Source organism: Rhizobium yanglingense, from assembly GCF_977109285.1.
In genome coordinates this window covers 532,161-548,431 of sequence record NZ_CDSAWY010000002.1, presented here as the reverse complement: position 1 = coordinate 548,431, position 16,271 = coordinate 532,161, and the positions used below count along the sequence as shown (strand labels likewise).

Genomic DNA, 16,271 nt, shown 5'->3' with positions numbered 1-16,271 from the left:
AGAGGATCGACGGAGGGAGGCTTTCATGGCGGCTATGTCTGACGTGCTGCTGCGGGTCGGCCGCCTGAACTATGTCTGGACCAATACGGAAAGCTTGCTGATCTACATCATTGCCCACCTTCTCAAAATCCAGAAGGACGCGGCGATCGTCGTGTTCCTGACGCTCAACACGACACGGGCGAGGATCGACCTGGTCGAGCGCCTCGCAAAGCTGCATTCCACGCCAGCAGCAGACCGCAAGGCCGTTCTTCACGCCATGTCGCGCATGAAGAAGGAATCCAAGATGCGCAACAAGTATAACCACTGCATCTACTCCTTCGACGACAAGGGCCAGATCTCCGGCACGCAACTGATGCGCTTCGTCGAGGACGACAAGGAAATCAGCTACGGCAAGGTCGAGCAACTCGACGAAAAGGAGATTGCGGCGCTGGAGAAATCGATCGCCGAGATCGTCTCGATCAGCCAATCGCTCTGGAGCTTCATCCACGCAAGCTCGCATGTAGCCGGCGAGCTTTAGCCCCTGCTCCTAACCCCCGGCGGCTAATCATATTTAATACAAACGTTTCATCCGAACGGCATATTTGAAGCCCTGCATTTGCCCTTAGAATGAAGTCTCCCGAATGTGTTATGGGTATTGGGAGGGGACCATGCGCATTGACGTGATCGACACCGCGGCCGGCTTCGAGGCTGTCCGCGAAGACTGGGATCGGGTCTATATGGACGATCCTGATGCGCAACACTTCCTGTCCTGGATATGGCTCAAGTCCTATCTTTTTCGTCGCAAACGCTGGTTCATCCTAGCGCTGCGCGAACGCGAGGATCGCTCTCCCTACGTCGCCTTCTTTCCTCTGCGTGTCACGACCCAGCATGACAAGAAGACCGGCGTCTTTTTCGACGAGATCATCATGGCCGGCAATTTTTCGGCCGACTATACCGGCTTCATCGCGCAGCCGGACTATGAGCAGCACGCGATCGCCGGATTTGCCGCCTATCTGAAACGGCAGAACTGGACGCATCTGAAGCTGGAATATTTCAGCGGCCCTCCGCAACGGCGCGAAGCACTCGTTCGCGCGCTCCAGGGGCCGGAGGTGATGTTCCGCGACAGCTCCCCGCAAAATCCCGAGAACATAGACAACTGTATCTGCCCGGTCGTGACGCTGCCACCGAGCTTTGACGACTATCTGGAACAGAAGATGAGCAGCCAGACGCGCCAGAAACTGCGGCGCTTCCTGCGCAAGGTCGAGAGCGACGACGACTATCGCATAACGATGGCGACGCCGGAAACCATCGACCGCGACCTCGATATTCTCTTCGAGCTGTGGCGCACGAAATGGATTGGCCGGAAGGGCAAGGAACGCACCGAACGGCTGATCGGAGCGACGCGCCAATTGCTGATGGACAGCTTCAAGGACGGCAATCTCGATGTGCCGGTGATGTGGTACGGCGACCGGCCGCTCGGCGCACTGGCCAACATCGTCGACCGGCAGAAGAAGTCGATCCTCTTTTACATCACCGGCCGCGATGAGACCTGGAAGACGCCCTCGCCCGGCCTCATCCTGCATGGCTACTGCATTCGCAGGGCGATCGCGGACGGATTCAGGACATACGACTTCCTGCGCGGCAACGAGCCCTATAAATACATGTTCGGCCCCGACGAGCGCCGGATCAGCTGTACATTGTTCCGCACGCGCAGCGGCCGCAATCTCGGTGACGTGATCCATCCCCGCAGCATCCCCTTCGTCTACGACCAGGCGCTGCAGATGTACCGCGACGGCGCCAAAGCTTTTGCCGAAGCGGCGTTCCGGCAGCTTCTCCAGACCGTCCCCAGCCATATGGGTGCGGAGTTCGGGCTGGCGAGCCTGATGTTCGAGAAGGGCAGGCTGCACGAAGCCGAGGCCGGCTTCACGGCGCTTATCGGCCGCATCGACGACCCGGTTCCGGTCTATCTGCGTCTTGGAGACACGCAACTCGCGCTCGGCAGCTACGAGGAGGCTGCGAGGACTTTCGGCCGCATCATCGAACGCTCGCCCTACGACGCGCAGGCGCACTACAAGCAAGGCGTGGCACTGGCGGCGGCGGGCCGCCAGCCGGAGGCTGCACGCGTCTTCGCCATGGTCGAGCAATATAACTACGACAATCCAGTGCAGCGGAAATTCGCTGAAAAATCGCGCGAGGCTCTGCGGCGGATCGTCAGCGAAACCGAACAAGCCGCAGCAGCGCCGGTTGCTGCAAGCAAACGGCAGAAGACGTCGCGACGGAACCAGACCGGCAGGGTTTCGGCAAAATTCGAGTGCGGAGCGACGGAACTTGTGCCGGCATGAGGCCGTGCTTTTTCACAGACTGCCGCACCGATATAGACTGGCACGCGCGTCACGAGATCCGCGTGGCGCTCGGCCAGAGAGCCAATGGATTCGACGGAACCAACGCCAAGGAGTAAGTGCTGGGCAATTCCTCGACGACTGCGACACACGTTCCCCTGGTGCAATCGCCAGCCACAATTTGGGGATCGGCACCTTGTGGCACTTGCGGCCTGGTTCGGCTTTTTCACGCCGGGAGTTCCCTGTTCGCGCCGGGCGTGATATCAGCCGCGCATGAACAAGACCTCTTCCTATTCCCCTATCCACGTCGTCGGCGGTGGGCTCGCCGGCTCGGAGGCCGCATGGCAGATTGCCAATGCCGGCGTGCCGGTCATCCTGCACGAAATGCGTGGCGTGCGCGGCACGGATGCGCATAAGACCGACGGCCTTGCGGAGCTCGTCTGCTCCAATTCCTTCCGCTCCGACGACGCGACGAGCAATGCCGTCGGCGTGATCCACGCCGAAATGCGCATGGCAGGCTCGCTCATCATGGCCTGTGCCGACAAGCATCAGGTTCCAGCGGGCGGGGCGCTCGCCGTCGATCGCGAGGCCTTCTCCGACTCGGTGACGAAGGTGATCAACGACCATCCGCTCGTCAGCGTCGTGCGCGAGGAAGTGACCGGGCTGCCGCCGAAGGAGTGGGATCTGGCCATCGTCGCCACCGGACCGCTGACGGCGCCGTCACTGGCTGCGGCAATCCAGGAGGAAACGGGTGCGGACGCGCTTGCCTTCTTCGATGCGATTGCACCGATCGTCTATCGCGACAGCATCGACATGGATATCTGCTGGTATCAGTCGCGCTACGACAAGGTCGGTCCCGGCGGCACCGGCAAGGACTATATCAACTGCCCGATGGACGAGGAGCAGTATAATGCCTTCGTCGACGCGCTGATCGCTGGCGACACCATCGGCTTCAAGGAGTGGGAAGGCACGCCCTATTTCGACGGCTGCTTGCCGATCGAAGTGATGGCGGAGCGCGGTCGCGAGACGCTTCGCCACGGGCCCATGAAGCCGATGGGGCTGACCAACGCGCACAATCCATCGGTCAAAGCCTATGCCGTCGTTCAGCTTCGCCAGGACAATGCGCTCGGTACGCTCTACAACATGGTCGGGTTCCAGACGAAACTGAAATACGGCGCGCAGGCGGAAATCTTCCGGATGATCCCGGGCCTGCAGAACGCCGAATTCGCCCGCCTCGGCGGCCTGCACCGCAACACCTATATCAATTCGCCGACCCTTCTCGATCCATCGCTGACCTTGAAGTCGCGGCCGGGGCTGCGGTTTGCCGGCCAGATCACCGGCTGCGAGGGCTATGTCGAAAGCGCCAGCGTCGGGCTGATGGCGGGGCGTTTCGCCGCCGCCGAACGCAAGGGCGAGGCGGTATCGCTGCCGCCGGCGACCACGGCTCTGGGTTCGCTGCTTGGCCATATCACCGGCGGGCATCTCGTCACCGACGAGGAACCGGGCAAGCGCTCCTTCCAGCCGATGAACATCAATTTCGGTCTGTTTCCGGACCTGCAGCCCGGCTCGATCGTCAAGCCGGAGGGCGTCAAGCGCTTCCGCGGCAAGGACAAGACCATCCTGAAGCGGCAGCTGATCGCCAAGCGCGCACTTGCCGATTGCGCCGCATGGCTCGGCCAGAGCGCGCCCTTTGCAGAGAGCGCCTGAGTTTTACTGATTGTTGGCTGCCGGCCTTTCGGTCGGCGGCAGCGCAAGGTCTGCGTCGGCGACGTAATTGCCGAGCAGCCAGAGCGAAACTTCGGATGCCTCCTTGGCGGAAGCGAATTCGAAAACGCCGTTGTGATGCGGGTGATCAAGGAAATCGATGACCAGGCCCCTTCCCGTTTCCGAACTGACGACGCGCACCCTGCCCGGCTCCAGCACATGGCAGGAGAAGTGGCGGTGCATATTGCGCATGAAGCCCGCTTTGTTGTCGTGCAGTCGCACGAAAACCACCTGTCCGTCGGCCGTCGCCTGAAGCTGGCGGATCGCCTCGTGCGGGAAGGCACGATTGAATTCCAGGATCGCGAGACCGGTATCGTGAAGGCCCTCCTCATCCTTGTTCTGCGCGGCCATGCGGGTCGCGACGAAGGCCAGGAAGACCACAAGGGCAAAAATGACGGACCAGACGATCATGCTCAATGCCGTTTTCTCCGATTCAGGCTTAGCGGTGGTCCGCTTATAATGCCCGAGCCTTGCGCGAGTTTGAACAGATTCAGATTTTCTTGCGCATCAGCGCCAGCGTCATGCCGAGCTGCCGGCGCCATTGCGACTGTTGCAGCGATTGATCAAACAGTGCAGCACCAGCCTTCTGCGCCTTCATGAGCATTGGCTCGGCAAGCGTCACAGGCAGGAAGGCTGGGAAAATGGCGGGCGGGAGCACGACCGCACGGGCCTTTGCGAGATGATCGCGGCCAAGACCGACGAAGGCTTCGATAGCAGCGGAAATGCGCGCCTTGTCCTTGCCCGCCAGGAAGCTATCGCGGTCGAGTCCCGTGGCGCTCAGAATTTCGAGCGGAATATAGAGCTGGCCGCGATGGCGGTGCAGCGGCATCAGCAGCAACATGCCGGCAATAGCCTGTGCGACACCGGCATGGCCCGCGGCCTCCGCGGATTTCGCCGCCTCGTCCGCCGACAAGACGAGGCTTGCCAGCTGGATCAGCGCGCAGGCCGTCTCTCCCGCATAGCCTTCAAGTGAGGTGCGCGTTTCCATCGGATCGTCGTAGAGATCAAAGATGCGCGCATCGATCATGTCGATGAGCGTCTGGCGCGGCAGGCGGTGGGCTTCGATCGCGCTCAGCAAGGATGCGGCAACAGGATTGGCCTCGGTCGAGCCGTGGGCGGTGCCTTCCAGCAGATCGCGCCAGTATTGCATGCGCACCTCGCCGGGCAGCGGCTCGTGCACGAGATCTCGGATGCGGGCGAGTTCGGCATTGAAGGCGTAAAGGGCTGCGAGTGCGCCGCGCTTGTCCTGCGGAGATAAAAGGCAGGCGAGATAGCGATCGCGGTCGCTGTCGCGCAGCATCGCCAGGCAGATCTCCTGGTTGCTCATCGGTTTGTCCGTCATTATCAGACCGCGATCAAGGCCGCCGCGACGGCGCGCGATTCTGCGAGCATGATGTTGAAGGTGCGGACTGCAGCACCCGTGCTCATCGGGTCGGAGGAAATACCGCGGGCCTTCAGGGCATCCTTAAGCTCCGGCGGCAAGCGGCGAAGCTCGGTGCCTGTCCCGACGAGCAGAACCTCGATGTCATCTGCCTCATCAAGCACTCTGTGGAAACTCTCCACGGAGAGCGCCTTCGACATATCCATGTCCCAGCCGTAGATGCCGGATGGAAGGCACAGGATGGAGCCGCGATGCGACATATCGGCAAAGCGGAAGCCGCCATTTCCGTACGTGTCGACTGGAGCGCGGCCGGGGAAATGGGCCTCGCGGATTTCGATGCCTTTAGCCATGGCTTAAACTGTGGCCTTTCCGGATTTTTCATCGGTGGCCCCATCCTCTTTCTCGTCGAGGGTCTTCGGGCGAAGCCTGAAGAGGATCAGTACCGGTGCTGCAATATAAATGGAGGAGAAGGTTCCGACGGCAACGCCGAAAAGCATGACGAGCGCGAAAGAGCGGATGACCTCGCCGCCGAAGAGGTAGAGCGCGAGCAGCGCAAGCAGCGTCGTGGCAGACGTCAGGATCGTGCGCGACAGCGTCTGGTTGATCGAGGCGTCGATCAGGATCGGTAGCGGCATCCTCCTGAAGTGCTTCAGGTTCTCGCGCATGCGGTCATAAACGACGACGGTGTCGTTCAGCGAATAGCCGACGATCACAAGCAATGCGGCGATGCTCGTCAGATTGAATTCGATCCCGGTGACGACGAAGGAACCGAGCGTCAGGATGACGTCATGCAGCGTCGCGATGATGGCGCCGACGGCGAACTGCCACTCGAAGCGGAACCAGATGTAGACGAGGATCGCCGCAAGCGAAGCAAGAACGCCGAGCGTCGCCGTCCTCGTCAGCTCGCCGGAAACGGCGGGACCGACGACTTCGACGCGGCGGAAATCATACTGGCCTGCAAGCTCACTGCGCACGAGGGTGATTGCCGACTGCTCGGCATTTTCGCCGCCGCCCTGCGCTTCAATGCGGATGATGGCGTTTGAGGCATCGCGAAGGCGCCTGGCCTGGATATCGCCTATATTCAGTTGGCTCAGCCGCGAACGGATATCCTCAAGATCGGCCGGTCCCTGCTTGGATCTCACTTCGATGACGGAGCCGCCCGTGAAATCGATGCCGAGATTCATGCCAATCGTCGTTACGGCCAGCATGGAAACGAGCGAAAGGGCCGCAAGCGCGGTGAAGCTGTAGCGGCGGATGCCCATGAAGCGGATGTTCGTGCCGTCGAAGAGATCGGTGTGGACGCTCTTCGGCAGATGCTTGAGGCGGCGGTGGCGCACCCAGGCAACGACCAGCGGGCGCGTGAAGAGGAAGGCAGTGAACGCCGTCGTTAGAATGCCGATCGCAAGCGTGACTGCAAAGCCGCGTATGGCATCGCTTCCCAGGTAGAAGAGGATCGCGGCGGCAATCAACGTCGTGATATTGGCATCGACGACGGTCATGAAGGCTCTGGAATAGCCTACCTCGATCGCCTGATCGAGATGCGCGCCGCCTTTGACCTCTTCGCGGATGCGTTCGTAGATCAGAACGGTGGCATCGACCGCAATGCCGATCGTCAACACGATGCCTGCAACACCCGGCAAGGTCAGCGGCGCTCCCGACAGACCGAGAACCGCAAGGATCATCATGATGTTGACCACAAGCGCAGCGCCGGCAATCACACCGAGGATACCGTAGAACGCCACCATCAGGCCGATCACGAAAACGGCGCCGACAAACCCTGCAACGAGGCCGGAGCGGATGGATCCGGCGCCGAAACCGGGATCGATCGTCCGCTCCTCGACAATCGTCAGCGTTACGGGAAGCGCTCCGGAGCGCAAGATTGCCGCAAGGTCTTCCGTCTCCTCCTGCGAATAGTTGAGCGGTATCTCGCCCCTATTGCCGGTGAGCGGTTCGCGGATATCAGGCGCGGCAATGACCTGATCATCCAGCAGGATCGCGAGGGACCGCCCCACATTGTTTTGCGTCAGCTCGGCAAATCGCCTGGCACTCTCGGGATTAAAGCGAAAGGTCAGGATGGAACTGTCTTCGTCGTTGCCAGGCTCGACCTTGAAATCGCTCAGATCGGCCGACGACAGCACTTCCGTGCGCTCTACAAGAAAGGCGTCCGGCGGGTCGTCCTGCGAATAGACGATCCGCGAGCGCGCCGGCACGGTGCCGCCCATCGCATCCTGCGGCGACATGCTGTTATCGATCAGGTGGAAGGAAAGCCGGCCATCCTGGGTCGAAAGATCCTTGAACCGCTGGGGGTCGGCGAGACCCGGCACCTGCACGGACAATCGATCCGGGCCGCGGGTTTCGATGACAGGATCGATCCCGCCTGCCTCGACGGCACGGCGGCCAACGATATCGACCGATTGTGTGAGCGCCGCCAACAGGCTTCGGCCGATCGCCCTGCCGGTGATTTGCAGCGTCAGCTGGCCATCATTGCCTTTCGAGAGCGTGACGTCGGGATCCCGGGCTCCGGTTGCCGCAGCGATCAGCGGCGCCAGAACGCTGACGGCCCGATCGATCTGGTTCGGATCGGTGATGCGGACCTGAATGGTCTGCCCATTGCCGGCGAGGCCCGTATAGCGAATTCCCGCTTCGCGCAGCCTGCCGCGCACGCTCGCAACGGTGTTTTCGAGCCGCTTCTGGACGATGTCGGAGCGCTCCGCCTTCAGCACGATATGCGAACCGCCCTGAAGATCGAGGCCGAGGGCCACCCGCTTGTGCGGCATCCAGCCCGGCAGCGAGACGTCCGTGAAAAGATTTGGGGCGGCGCCGAGCGCCGCCACAAAGACAATGAGCCAGATCAGAACTGTTTTCCAACGGGAAAGATGGAGCATTTCAGTCTCGACACCTCTGATCCGGCTATTCTGCCTGCCGGAATTAAGCGGCGTCTGCCTTTACGGGCTCGCCCTTCACGCGAACGTCGGCGATGCCGCTGCGGACTACGCGAACGCGCACGCCATCAGCGATTTCGACTTCCAGTTCCTTGTCGTCGACGACCTTCGTTACCTTGCCGACGAGGCCACCGGCCGTGACGACCTGGTCGCCGCGGCGGATCGCGCTCAGGGTTTCTGCACGCTTCTTGGCCTGGGCGCGCTGCGGACGGATCAGCAGGAAGTACCAGACGACCATCAGCGGCACGAACAGGATGATCATTTCGAAGCCGGAGCCGAAGGGCGACGCAGCGGCATCCGGTGCGGCCTGGGCAAATGCCGGGGTGATGAACATTGATAAGCTCCTCAACTACGGGCGGCGTATATCCGCCTCTCTTTTTCGGGTGGCCGGACTATAGTTGCGGCAAGAACGAATGCAACAAAAACAGCCTGCGGGCGTACCGATTCCCCTGTCTCATAACCTTTCCGCTGTGGAAAGGCCATGCTACTGCGCGTCGAAACCCTCGGGCGCGGATGCCGCGGCAGGAAATTCAGGAGGACATGCAATGGCCGAAGAATTGAACAGCGTCATTTTGCAGGAGCTGAGGCGGCTTGCCAATGCGGTCGAGCGGCTGGCAGGCCCGGCGCCCGGCGTCAACGACTGGAATGGCGCCGACTGTTTCGTCTGGTCGCCTGCCCGCACGCATCTGCAGCCCGTCGCGCGGCCGAACCGTGTTGCCTTGAAGCTCATCCGCGGCGTCGACCACGTGCGTGACATCCTGCACGAAAACACGGTGCGCTTTGCCGAGGGATTTGCCGCCAACAACGTGCTGCTCTGGGGCGCGCGCGGCATGGGCAAGTCGTCGCTGGTCAAAGCCGTGCATGAGGACGTGCGGCGGGAAAGCGGCGTTTCGCTGAAACTTGTAGAAGTGCATCGCGAGGACATTGCCAGCCTTCCGACCCTGCTTGATATCCTGAAGGAGGTGCCGCATCGCGTCATCGTTTTCTGCGACGACCTTTCCTTCGACCATGACGATACTGCCTACAAGTCGCTCAAGGCAGCGCTGGACGGCGGCATCGAAGGCCGGCCGGACAACGTGCTTTTCTACGCTACCTCCAACCGTCGCCACCTGCTGCCGCGGCATATGATGGAAAACGAGCAGTCGACCGCGATCAATCCATCCGAGGCCGTCGAGGAGAAGGTATCGCTTTCCGACCGTTTCGGCCTTTGGCTCGGCTTCCACAAATGCAGCCAGGAAGACTATCTCACGATGATCGACGGCTATGCCGAGCATTTCAAGCTGACGCTCGATCGCGAGAAGATGCATGCGGAAGCGCTGGAATGGGCGACCACGCGCGGTGCGCGCTCCGGCCGTGTCGCATGGCAGTACATCCAGGATCTCGCAGGGCGCATGCGCGTCGTGCTCGCCCGCGACTGAACCGAGCTACGGCTGCTGCAAAACGACAAAAGCCCGGCGGTCAGCCGAGCTTTTGCACTTCCCCGAGACGCTTTACCTACTCGAGGAAGGTGATCGGATTGACCGGCGAGGCGTCCTTGCGGACTTCAAAGTGGACCTGCGGTTGCTTGACGCTGCCGCTCATGCCGGAGACGGCGACGGTCTGGCCGCGCTGGATCTTCTGGCCACGGGCGACGCTCAGCGTGTCGGCATTGCCGTAGACGGTCACCGTGCCGTCGTCGTGGCGGATGAGGACGGTGTTGCCGAGCTCCTTCAAACCGTTGCCGGCATAGATGACCACGCCGTTTTCGGCGGCCTTGATCGGCGTGCCCTGCGGCACCGAGATGTCGATACCGTCGTTGCGGCTGCCATTGACGTTCGCGCCGTAAGCGGCGATGACGGCGCCGCGCACCGGCCAGCGATATTTGCCGATGCCGGTCGATTCAGGGGCTGCGGAGGCGACATCGGACTTCTTCTCGACTTCGTCGACGGTCTGCGTTGCGACCGGCGCCTGGTAGGAGGCCGGCTGAGCGGACGCCGTCTCAACTGCGGCCGGAGCAGCAGGCTTCGGTTCGGCCTTGGCCGGAATGGACGCAGTCTTCGTCTGATCGGCGGAACTAGAACCGTTCGGGATCGTCAGCGTCTGGCCGATGCGGATCGAGCTTGCGGAAAGGTTGTTCGCAGCCTTGAGATCATCGATCTTCGTGCCGGTCGCCTTGGCAATCTTGGCCAGGGAATCGCCCGGCTTGACCGTATAAGTGCCGCCTGCATTCGGGTCCTTTCCGGCACCGGCCGCAATCTTGCCCGCGGCAGCATCCGCGCTTGCCTGCGACTTGTCGCGAGCAGCGTTTGCGCCCGGCAACACCGCGAGGTTCTGGTCCGGCGTCTTCGACGGCTGCGGCAGCTTACCGGTCTTGGAAAGGTCGGCGGCCTGCGCCGAAGCCTTGGCAGCATTCCTGCCGCCGTTGAAGGTCGGGATGAGGATCGTTTCGCCCGGCTTGATGGCAGCGGCCGACTTCATGTTGTTGACGCGGAGGATTTCCTTTTCGGGAACGCCGTAGCGGTTGGCGAGCGTTGCCAGATTTTCGCCTGGACGTACCAGGACAGCAGGCGCGTTGGCCGCCGACCATCCGGATACCTTCGGCGTCGTGCCTGTCGTCATCGGATCGGGCGCAGCCAGCTTCGGAGCAGCCTGCCTCTGGCGGGGAGCCTGCGAGCCGGAAGGAGCTGCCGGGAACGGCTGCGCCATGGCGATCTGCTTTTCGCGCGACGGCGCCGGGGATGCACCCGTCGGCGCGGCAAGTTCGGTGCGCTGGACAGAAACTGGAGCGGACGCAAGGCGCGCGCTGGAGCTTGTCGTTGCGGTCGTCGCCGGATAAGGCTGATTCAGCGCGTCATTGCTGGCATTGTATGAGGGCTGCGCCATTCCGGACTGAAGATCGGCGCTCGGGACCGGATCGCCCTGCGAGCCACTCATGTTCCGCCTCGGTACAGAACCGGTCGTCATCTGATCCTGGCCCGACCCGGCAAAGAGGCCGCCGAAGCGGGTCACATCCGAACTGCAGCCCGTTGCGGTGCTTGCCAGCAAGGCAATAAACAAGAGATTGCCGGCCGGCTTTCCGAACTTTGGCGAAACGCTAAAACGCATGACTCGACCCACTCATAACTCAACCATTCGTGGGTATATTAAAGCGCGTTAGTGTTACCACCCGGTTAAAGCGCTGGAATCAGTGCGATTTTTTTGAGGAATTGATAACCATAGATTTGCGGGTGAGAAATCATAGCCGCCGGACACACTGGAAATGCTCGCCAAAATGGCCTTAGAGCTGGGAAGCCAATCTCGGCACGATGGGCAAATAAGGTACGTCGAAAAGCTCTTCGCGCTCGAAGCGGCTGCCGGTCTTCGTCAGCCGGACCATGCGGCACTGGTCCTCGGAGATCATCAGCGGCGCGATCATCGAACCGCCGGAGACGAGCTGGTCCGCATAAAAGCGCGGCATGGAATTGAATGCAGCCGTCACCAGGATGCGGTCGAAAGTCCCCTCGCCCTGCAGGCCGTTGCTGCCATCGGCTTGCCGGACGACGATGCTGCGAAGGCCCAGCTGATCCATGCGGCGCTGCGCATTGGCCGTCAGCGTCTTGTAGCGGTCGATCGTCAGCACGCGCTCGGCGATGCGGCCGATGACAGCTGCGGTGAAGCCACTGCCGGTACCCACTTCTAGCACACGCTGACCGGGCTTGACCTTCAGAAGGTGCAGGATGCGGACGGCAAGATCGACGCCTTCCAGGAACGAGCCGCACTCGATCGGGATCGTCCGGGTGGAATAGGCGTCGTCGGAAAATTGCGGCGGCACGAAAAGCGAGCGCGGCGTCTGCTCGACGGCAGTCAGGAGATCGATGTCTGAGATACCCTCCGCCCGCAGCCTCAAGACGAGCGCCGCAAAACCTTCCTTCTCGACCAGCCGTGCCGTCAAAACGTCCTACTCCGTACCTGAAAGCGCCCGCGCCACGCGGTCCTTCACGGAATAATCGGTCAGATCCAGTTTCAAAGGTGTTACCGAAATCTTATTATGCTTCAGCGCGTGAATATCCGTGCCCTCTGTAAAGGCGCCGCCACGCTCGCCGAACTTCAGCCAATAATAGGGCAAGCCGCGGCCGTCGGAGCGCGCATCGATCTGCAGGTTGAAGGCGAGCTTGCCCTGGGCTGTGACTTCGGCACCCTGCACATCGGCCGGACGGCAGTTCGGGAAGTTGAGGTTGAGGAAAGTGCCTTCCGGCAGGTCGACCGTCATCAGCCTGTCGAGTAGCGCCGGCGCATGGGCCTCGGCGACCTCCCACGGCACGATGCGCGCGCCGTCGGAATAGCTATAGGCCTGGCTCAGCGCAAAGGAGCGCACGCCTTGCATCGTGCCTTCGATCGCGCCGGCGATGGTGCCTGAATAGGTGACATCGTCGGCGACGTTCGAGCCTGAATTGACGCCCGAAAGCACGAGGTCAGGCTTGATGTCCATCACCTGCTTGATGCCCATGATGACGCAGTCGGTCGGCGTGCCGCGGAGGGCGAAATGCTTGTCGGCCACCTGACGCAGACGAAGCGGCTCCGAAAGGCTCAGCGAATGAGCCAGGCCGCTCTGATCCGTTTCCGGCGCGACGATCCAGACATCGTCCGAAAGGGTGCGCGCAATCCGCTCAAGTGCCGCGAGACCCTCGGCATGGATGCCGTCGTCATTGGTGAGCAGAATACGCATCGCTTCAGGCCGCCCGTTCGATCTTCGTCAAACCGCCCATATAGGGCAGCAGCGCGTCGGGGATAGTCACCGAGCCGTCCTCGTTCAGGTAGTTTTCGAGCACTGCGATCAGGCAGCGGCCGACGGCGGTGCCGGAGCCGTTCAGCGTGTGAACGAACTTCGTGCTCTTGTCTTCCTTGCCGCGATAGCGCGCATTCATGCGCCGCGCCTGGAAATCGCCGCAGACCGAGCAGGACGAGATTTCGCGATAGGCGTTCTGCCCCGGCAGCCAGACCTCGATATCGTAGGTCTTGCGCGAGCCGAAGCCCATGTCGCCGGTGCAGAGCGTCATCGTGCGGAAATGCAGGCCGAGGCGCTTCAGCACTTCTTCGGCGCAGGCCGTCATGCGTTCATGCTCGGCGATCGAGCTCTTAGCATCGGTGATCGACACGAGTTCGCACTTCCAGAACTGGTGCTGGCGCAGCATGCCGCGCGTATCGCGCCCTGCCGAACCTGCCTCAGAACGGAAGGACGGGGTCAGCGCGGTGAAGCGGAGCGGCAGCTTTTCCTGTTCGAGAATCTCACCCGAGACCAGATTGGTCAGCGTTACTTCAGCAGTCGGGATCAGCCAGCGGCCGTCCGTCGTCCTGAAGAGGTCTTCCGCGAACTTTGGAAGCTGTGCGGTGCCGAACACGGCCTCGTCGCGCACCATCAGCGGCGAGCTGACTTCGCTATAGCCATGTTCCGTCGTGTGGAGGTCGATCATGAACTGACCGAGCGCCCGCTCGAGCCTCGCAAGCGGTCCTGTCAGTACCGTGAAGCGCGAACCGGAAAGCTTGGCGGCACGTTCGAAATCCATGTAGCCGAGCGTTTCGCCGATTTCGAAATGTTCCTTCGGCGTGTGGTTCCAGCGCGGCTTTTCGCCGACCGTGCGAGCGATGACGTTGTCGTGCTCGTCCTTGCCGACCGGTACGTCGTCGAGCGGCACGTTCGGAATGTGCGCCAGCGCGTCGTTGAGCTCGGCCGTCAGCTGGCGGTCTTCCTCTTCGGCCGCCGGCAGCGAAACCTTTATCTCGGCGACTTCGGCCTTCAGCTTTTCGGCAAGCTCGCTGTTCTTCTGCGCCATCGCGGCGCCGATCTCCCTGGAGGCGGCGTTGCGGCGGGACTGCAGGTCCTGCACCTTCTGTACGGCGGAGCGGCGCTTCTCATCGAGAGCTATGAGGCTTTGGGCCAAGGGCTCGGCACCGCGCTTGGCCAGTGCTTCATCGAGCGCCTGCGGGATTCTCACGGATCCATTTGATATCGAGCATTGTCGTTCCGGGTCGTTACGAAGGACATGACCCGGCCAAAGCCTGACCGGGCCTCGACCGGATATTTTGCATGCGTTCAGGAGGGAATTTCGCAGAACCGCTCAGACGCTGTCCGTCTTGGCAACGTCCGCAGACCCGTCCGCCTCTTCGACCGCCTGCCGGGAACGCTGGCGCTCCACGAGTCGCGCAGCGTAGATGGCAATCTCGTAGAGAAGGATCGTCGGCAGTGCAAGGCCGATCTGGGACATCGGATCGGGCGGCGTCAGCACGGCGGCGACGACGAAGGCGAGCACGATCGCAAACTTGCGCTTCTCGGCAAGCCACTGCGAGGTGAGCAGGCCGACGCGCGCAAGCAGCGTCGTGACGACCGGAAGCTGGAACACGAGACCGAAGGAGAAGACGAGCGTCATGATGAGGCTCAGATATTCCGAAACCTTCGGCAACAGCGAGATCGCGACATCGCCCTCTCCCGGCGCCTGCTGCATGGTCAGGAAGAACCACATGACCATCGGCGTGAAGAAGAAATAGACGAGTGCGCCTCCAAGCAGAAACAGGACCGGCGATGCGATCAGGAACGGCAGGAAAGCCGCACGCTCGTTCTTGTAGAGGCCGGGGGCGACGAACTTATAGATTTGCGCGGCAATGATCGGGAAGGCGATCACAAGGCCGCCGAACATCGCGACCTTCACCTGCGTGAAGAAGAACTCCTGCGGAGCCGTATAGATGAGCTGCGCCTTCGTTACATCGAGGCCGGCCCAGCTGACTGCCCATTTGTAAGGGTATAACCAGGGCAGATTGAAGAGATGCTTGGCGTAATGAAGAAGCAGACGATAAAGGCGACGAAAAACGCGCCGATCAGCCCAGATCAGGCGCTGTGCGCAGCTCCATCAGGTGCTCGATCAACGGCTGCGGCTTGTCTTCGATATCACCGCTCATGCCTCGTCCTTCTTCTTGGTCGCCGGCTTCTTCGCAGCGGCTGCAGTCTTCTTTGCCAAAGCAGGCTTTGCTGGCGCAGCCTTTGTTGCTGCGGCCGGTTTTGTCGCGGCGGCGGTCTTTGCAGCAGCCGCACGCTTCGGCTTTGCAGCGGGCGCAGCCCCGGTTGCGGCCGCAGGCAGCGCCTTTTCGGCAGCAGCGCGCGGCTTGCGCACGGCCTTCGGCGTTTCGGCGACGGCTGGTGCGGGCGCCGCTTCCGGAGCCGGCGCGACGACAGGCGGCGTTTCGGGCAGGCTCATCGACGGCGCCGGCACGGTAACCGGCGGCGCTTCGGTCTTGTTTTCGACCGCCGTTGCCTTCTGCAGGTCGGCCTTGATGTCGTTGCCCATCTGGCGAAGCGGGTTCATCGCCTCGCGCAGGCTATTTGCCGGATTAAGCCGCTGCGCATCGCTGATCGTCTGTCGCACGTCATCGAGATCAGCCTCCCGCAACGCCTCGTCGAACTGGGCGCGGAATTCGCCGGCGACCTTGCGGGCACGCTGCGTCATCTTGCCGAAAGCGCGCAGCATCGGCGGCAGATCCTTCGGACCGACGACGACGATCAACACGACCGCGATGACAAGCAACTCGGTCCAGCCAATATCGAACATTCAAGGCTCCTGGAGGGGAAGCGGGGCAAAAGCCACCCGTTCCCGGACTTATTACTTCGGTTCGTCGGCCTTGTGATCGACGGTCTTCGCCGTGTCCGGCGCTTCTTCGTCGTTGATGCCCTTCTTGAAGCTCTTGATGCCCTTGGCAACGTCGCCCATGAGCTCCGGAATCTTACCGCGGCCGAACAGCAACAGCACGATGACCAGAACGATCAACCAGTGCCACATGCTAAAAGAACCCATTACGCATACTCCCTGTTGCGATCTTTCTTCGATGTAAGAGTTTCCGACATCGTTTCCAATATCGAAA

Annotated in this window: 14 protein-coding genes and 2 pseudogenes; 4 read left to right on the top strand and 12 right to left on the bottom strand. The window is 61.7% G+C overall.

Translation table 11 applies throughout. The annotated features are described in order from the left end of the window. The first annotated feature begins 25 nt into the window (after positions 1 to 25). From ACW4PC_RS04075 to trmFO, 3 genes are all read left to right on the top strand, one after another. Positions 26 to 517, top strand: a complete 492-nt coding sequence (locus tag ACW4PC_RS04075; RefSeq protein WP_455872888.1) for a hypothetical protein — start codon at positions 26 to 28, stop codon at positions 515 to 517. A gap of 130 nt (positions 518 to 647) precedes the next feature. Then, complete coding sequence (locus ACW4PC_RS04070; RefSeq protein WP_455872887.1) at positions 648 to 2,321, top strand: GNAT family N-acetyltransferase; 1,674 nt, start codon at positions 648 to 650, stop codon at positions 2,319 to 2,321. Positions 2,322 to 2,591: 270 nt separating this feature from the next. Further along, entirely contained in the window at positions 2,592 to 4,025 is a 1,434-nt protein-coding gene (trmFO, locus tag ACW4PC_RS04065) for a methylenetetrahydrofolate--tRNA-(uracil(54)-C(5))-methyltransferase (FADH(2)-oxidizing) TrmFO (protein ID WP_455872886.1), read from the top strand. A 3-nt stretch (positions 4,026 to 4,028) separates the two neighbouring features. Here trmFO and ACW4PC_RS04060 read toward each other — a convergent pair whose 3' ends face one another. The 5 genes from ACW4PC_RS04060 to yajC all read right to left on the bottom strand — a co-directional run bounded on the left by ACW4PC_RS04060 (position 4,029) and on the right by yajC (position 8,739). Continuing rightward, positions 4,029 to 4,499 (bottom strand): hypothetical protein, encoded by a 471-nt coding sequence (locus tag ACW4PC_RS04060; protein ID WP_455872885.1) that lies wholly within the window; start codon positions 4,497 to 4,499, stop codon positions 4,029 to 4,031. A 73-nt stretch (positions 4,500 to 4,572) separates the two neighbouring features. Then, positions 4,573 to 5,409, bottom strand: a complete 837-nt coding sequence (locus ACW4PC_RS04055; RefSeq protein ID WP_455872884.1) for a phytoene/squalene synthase family protein — start codon at positions 5,407 to 5,409, stop codon at positions 4,573 to 4,575. 17 nt (positions 5,410 to 5,426) lie between these two features. Then, on the bottom strand, positions 5,427 to 5,813 hold the full coding sequence (locus tag ACW4PC_RS04050; protein ID WP_455872883.1) for an Mth938-like domain-containing protein: 387 nt from the start codon (positions 5,811 to 5,813) through the stop codon (positions 5,427 to 5,429). A gap of 3 nt (positions 5,814 to 5,816) precedes the next feature. Then, the gene (secDF, locus tag ACW4PC_RS04045; protein WP_455872882.1) at positions 5,817 to 8,348 is read right to left on the bottom strand and encodes a protein translocase subunit SecDF; all 2,532 of its coding nucleotides are present in this window, start codon (positions 8,346 to 8,348) and stop codon (positions 5,817 to 5,819) included. Between the two features lie 43 nt (positions 8,349 to 8,391). Continuing rightward, entirely contained in the window at positions 8,392 to 8,739 is a 348-nt protein-coding gene (gene yajC, locus ACW4PC_RS04040; RefSeq protein ID WP_039844719.1) for a preprotein translocase subunit YajC, read from the bottom strand. A gap of 211 nt (positions 8,740 to 8,950) precedes the next feature. Here yajC and ACW4PC_RS04035 point away from each other — a divergent pair, with 211 nt between their 5' ends. Beyond that, positions 8,951 to 9,823, top strand: coding sequence for an ATP-binding protein (locus tag ACW4PC_RS04035; RefSeq protein ID WP_455872881.1), 873 nt, complete (start codon positions 8,951 to 8,953; stop codon positions 9,821 to 9,823). A gap of 76 nt (positions 9,824 to 9,899) precedes the next feature. Here the strand turns inward: ACW4PC_RS04035 and ACW4PC_RS04030 are convergent, their stop codons facing one another. The 7 genes and pseudogenes from ACW4PC_RS04030 to ACW4PC_RS04000 all read right to left on the bottom strand — a co-directional run bounded on the left by ACW4PC_RS04030 (position 9,900) and on the right by ACW4PC_RS04000 (position 16,204). Beyond that, positions 9,900 to 11,489 (bottom strand): peptidoglycan DD-metalloendopeptidase family protein, encoded by a 1,590-nt coding sequence (locus ACW4PC_RS04030; protein ID WP_455872880.1) that lies wholly within the window; start codon positions 11,487 to 11,489, stop codon positions 9,900 to 9,902. A 172-nt stretch (positions 11,490 to 11,661) separates the two neighbouring features. Then, positions 11,662 to 12,315, bottom strand: coding sequence for a protein-L-isoaspartate(D-aspartate) O-methyltransferase (locus tag ACW4PC_RS04025; RefSeq protein ID WP_022715364.1), 654 nt, complete (start codon positions 12,313 to 12,315; stop codon positions 11,662 to 11,664). Between the two features lie 6 nt (positions 12,316 to 12,321). Continuing rightward, positions 12,322 to 13,089 (bottom strand): 5'/3'-nucleotidase SurE, encoded by a 768-nt coding sequence (surE, locus tag ACW4PC_RS04020; protein WP_455872879.1) that lies wholly within the window; start codon positions 13,087 to 13,089, stop codon positions 12,322 to 12,324. A 4-nt stretch (positions 13,090 to 13,093) separates the two neighbouring features. Next, a pseudogene (serS, locus tag ACW4PC_RS04015) lies at positions 13,094 to 14,378 on the bottom strand (serine--tRNA ligase). Between the two features lie 101 nt (positions 14,379 to 14,479). Next, a pseudogene (tatC, locus tag ACW4PC_RS04010) lies at positions 14,480 to 15,314 on the bottom strand (twin-arginine translocase subunit TatC). After that, entirely contained in the window at positions 15,311 to 15,961 is a 651-nt protein-coding gene (gene tatB / locus ACW4PC_RS04005; RefSeq protein WP_455872878.1) for a Sec-independent protein translocase protein TatB, read from the bottom strand. The pseudogene tatC and the gene tatB overlap by 4 nt, the downstream one beginning before the upstream one ends. A gap of 51 nt (positions 15,962 to 16,012) precedes the next feature. After that, a complete protein-coding gene (locus tag ACW4PC_RS04000; RefSeq protein WP_022715359.1) occupies positions 16,013 to 16,204 on the bottom strand; it encodes a twin-arginine translocase TatA/TatE family subunit in 192 nt (63 codons plus the stop codon). Between the last annotated feature and the right edge of the window lie 67 nt (positions 16,205 to 16,271).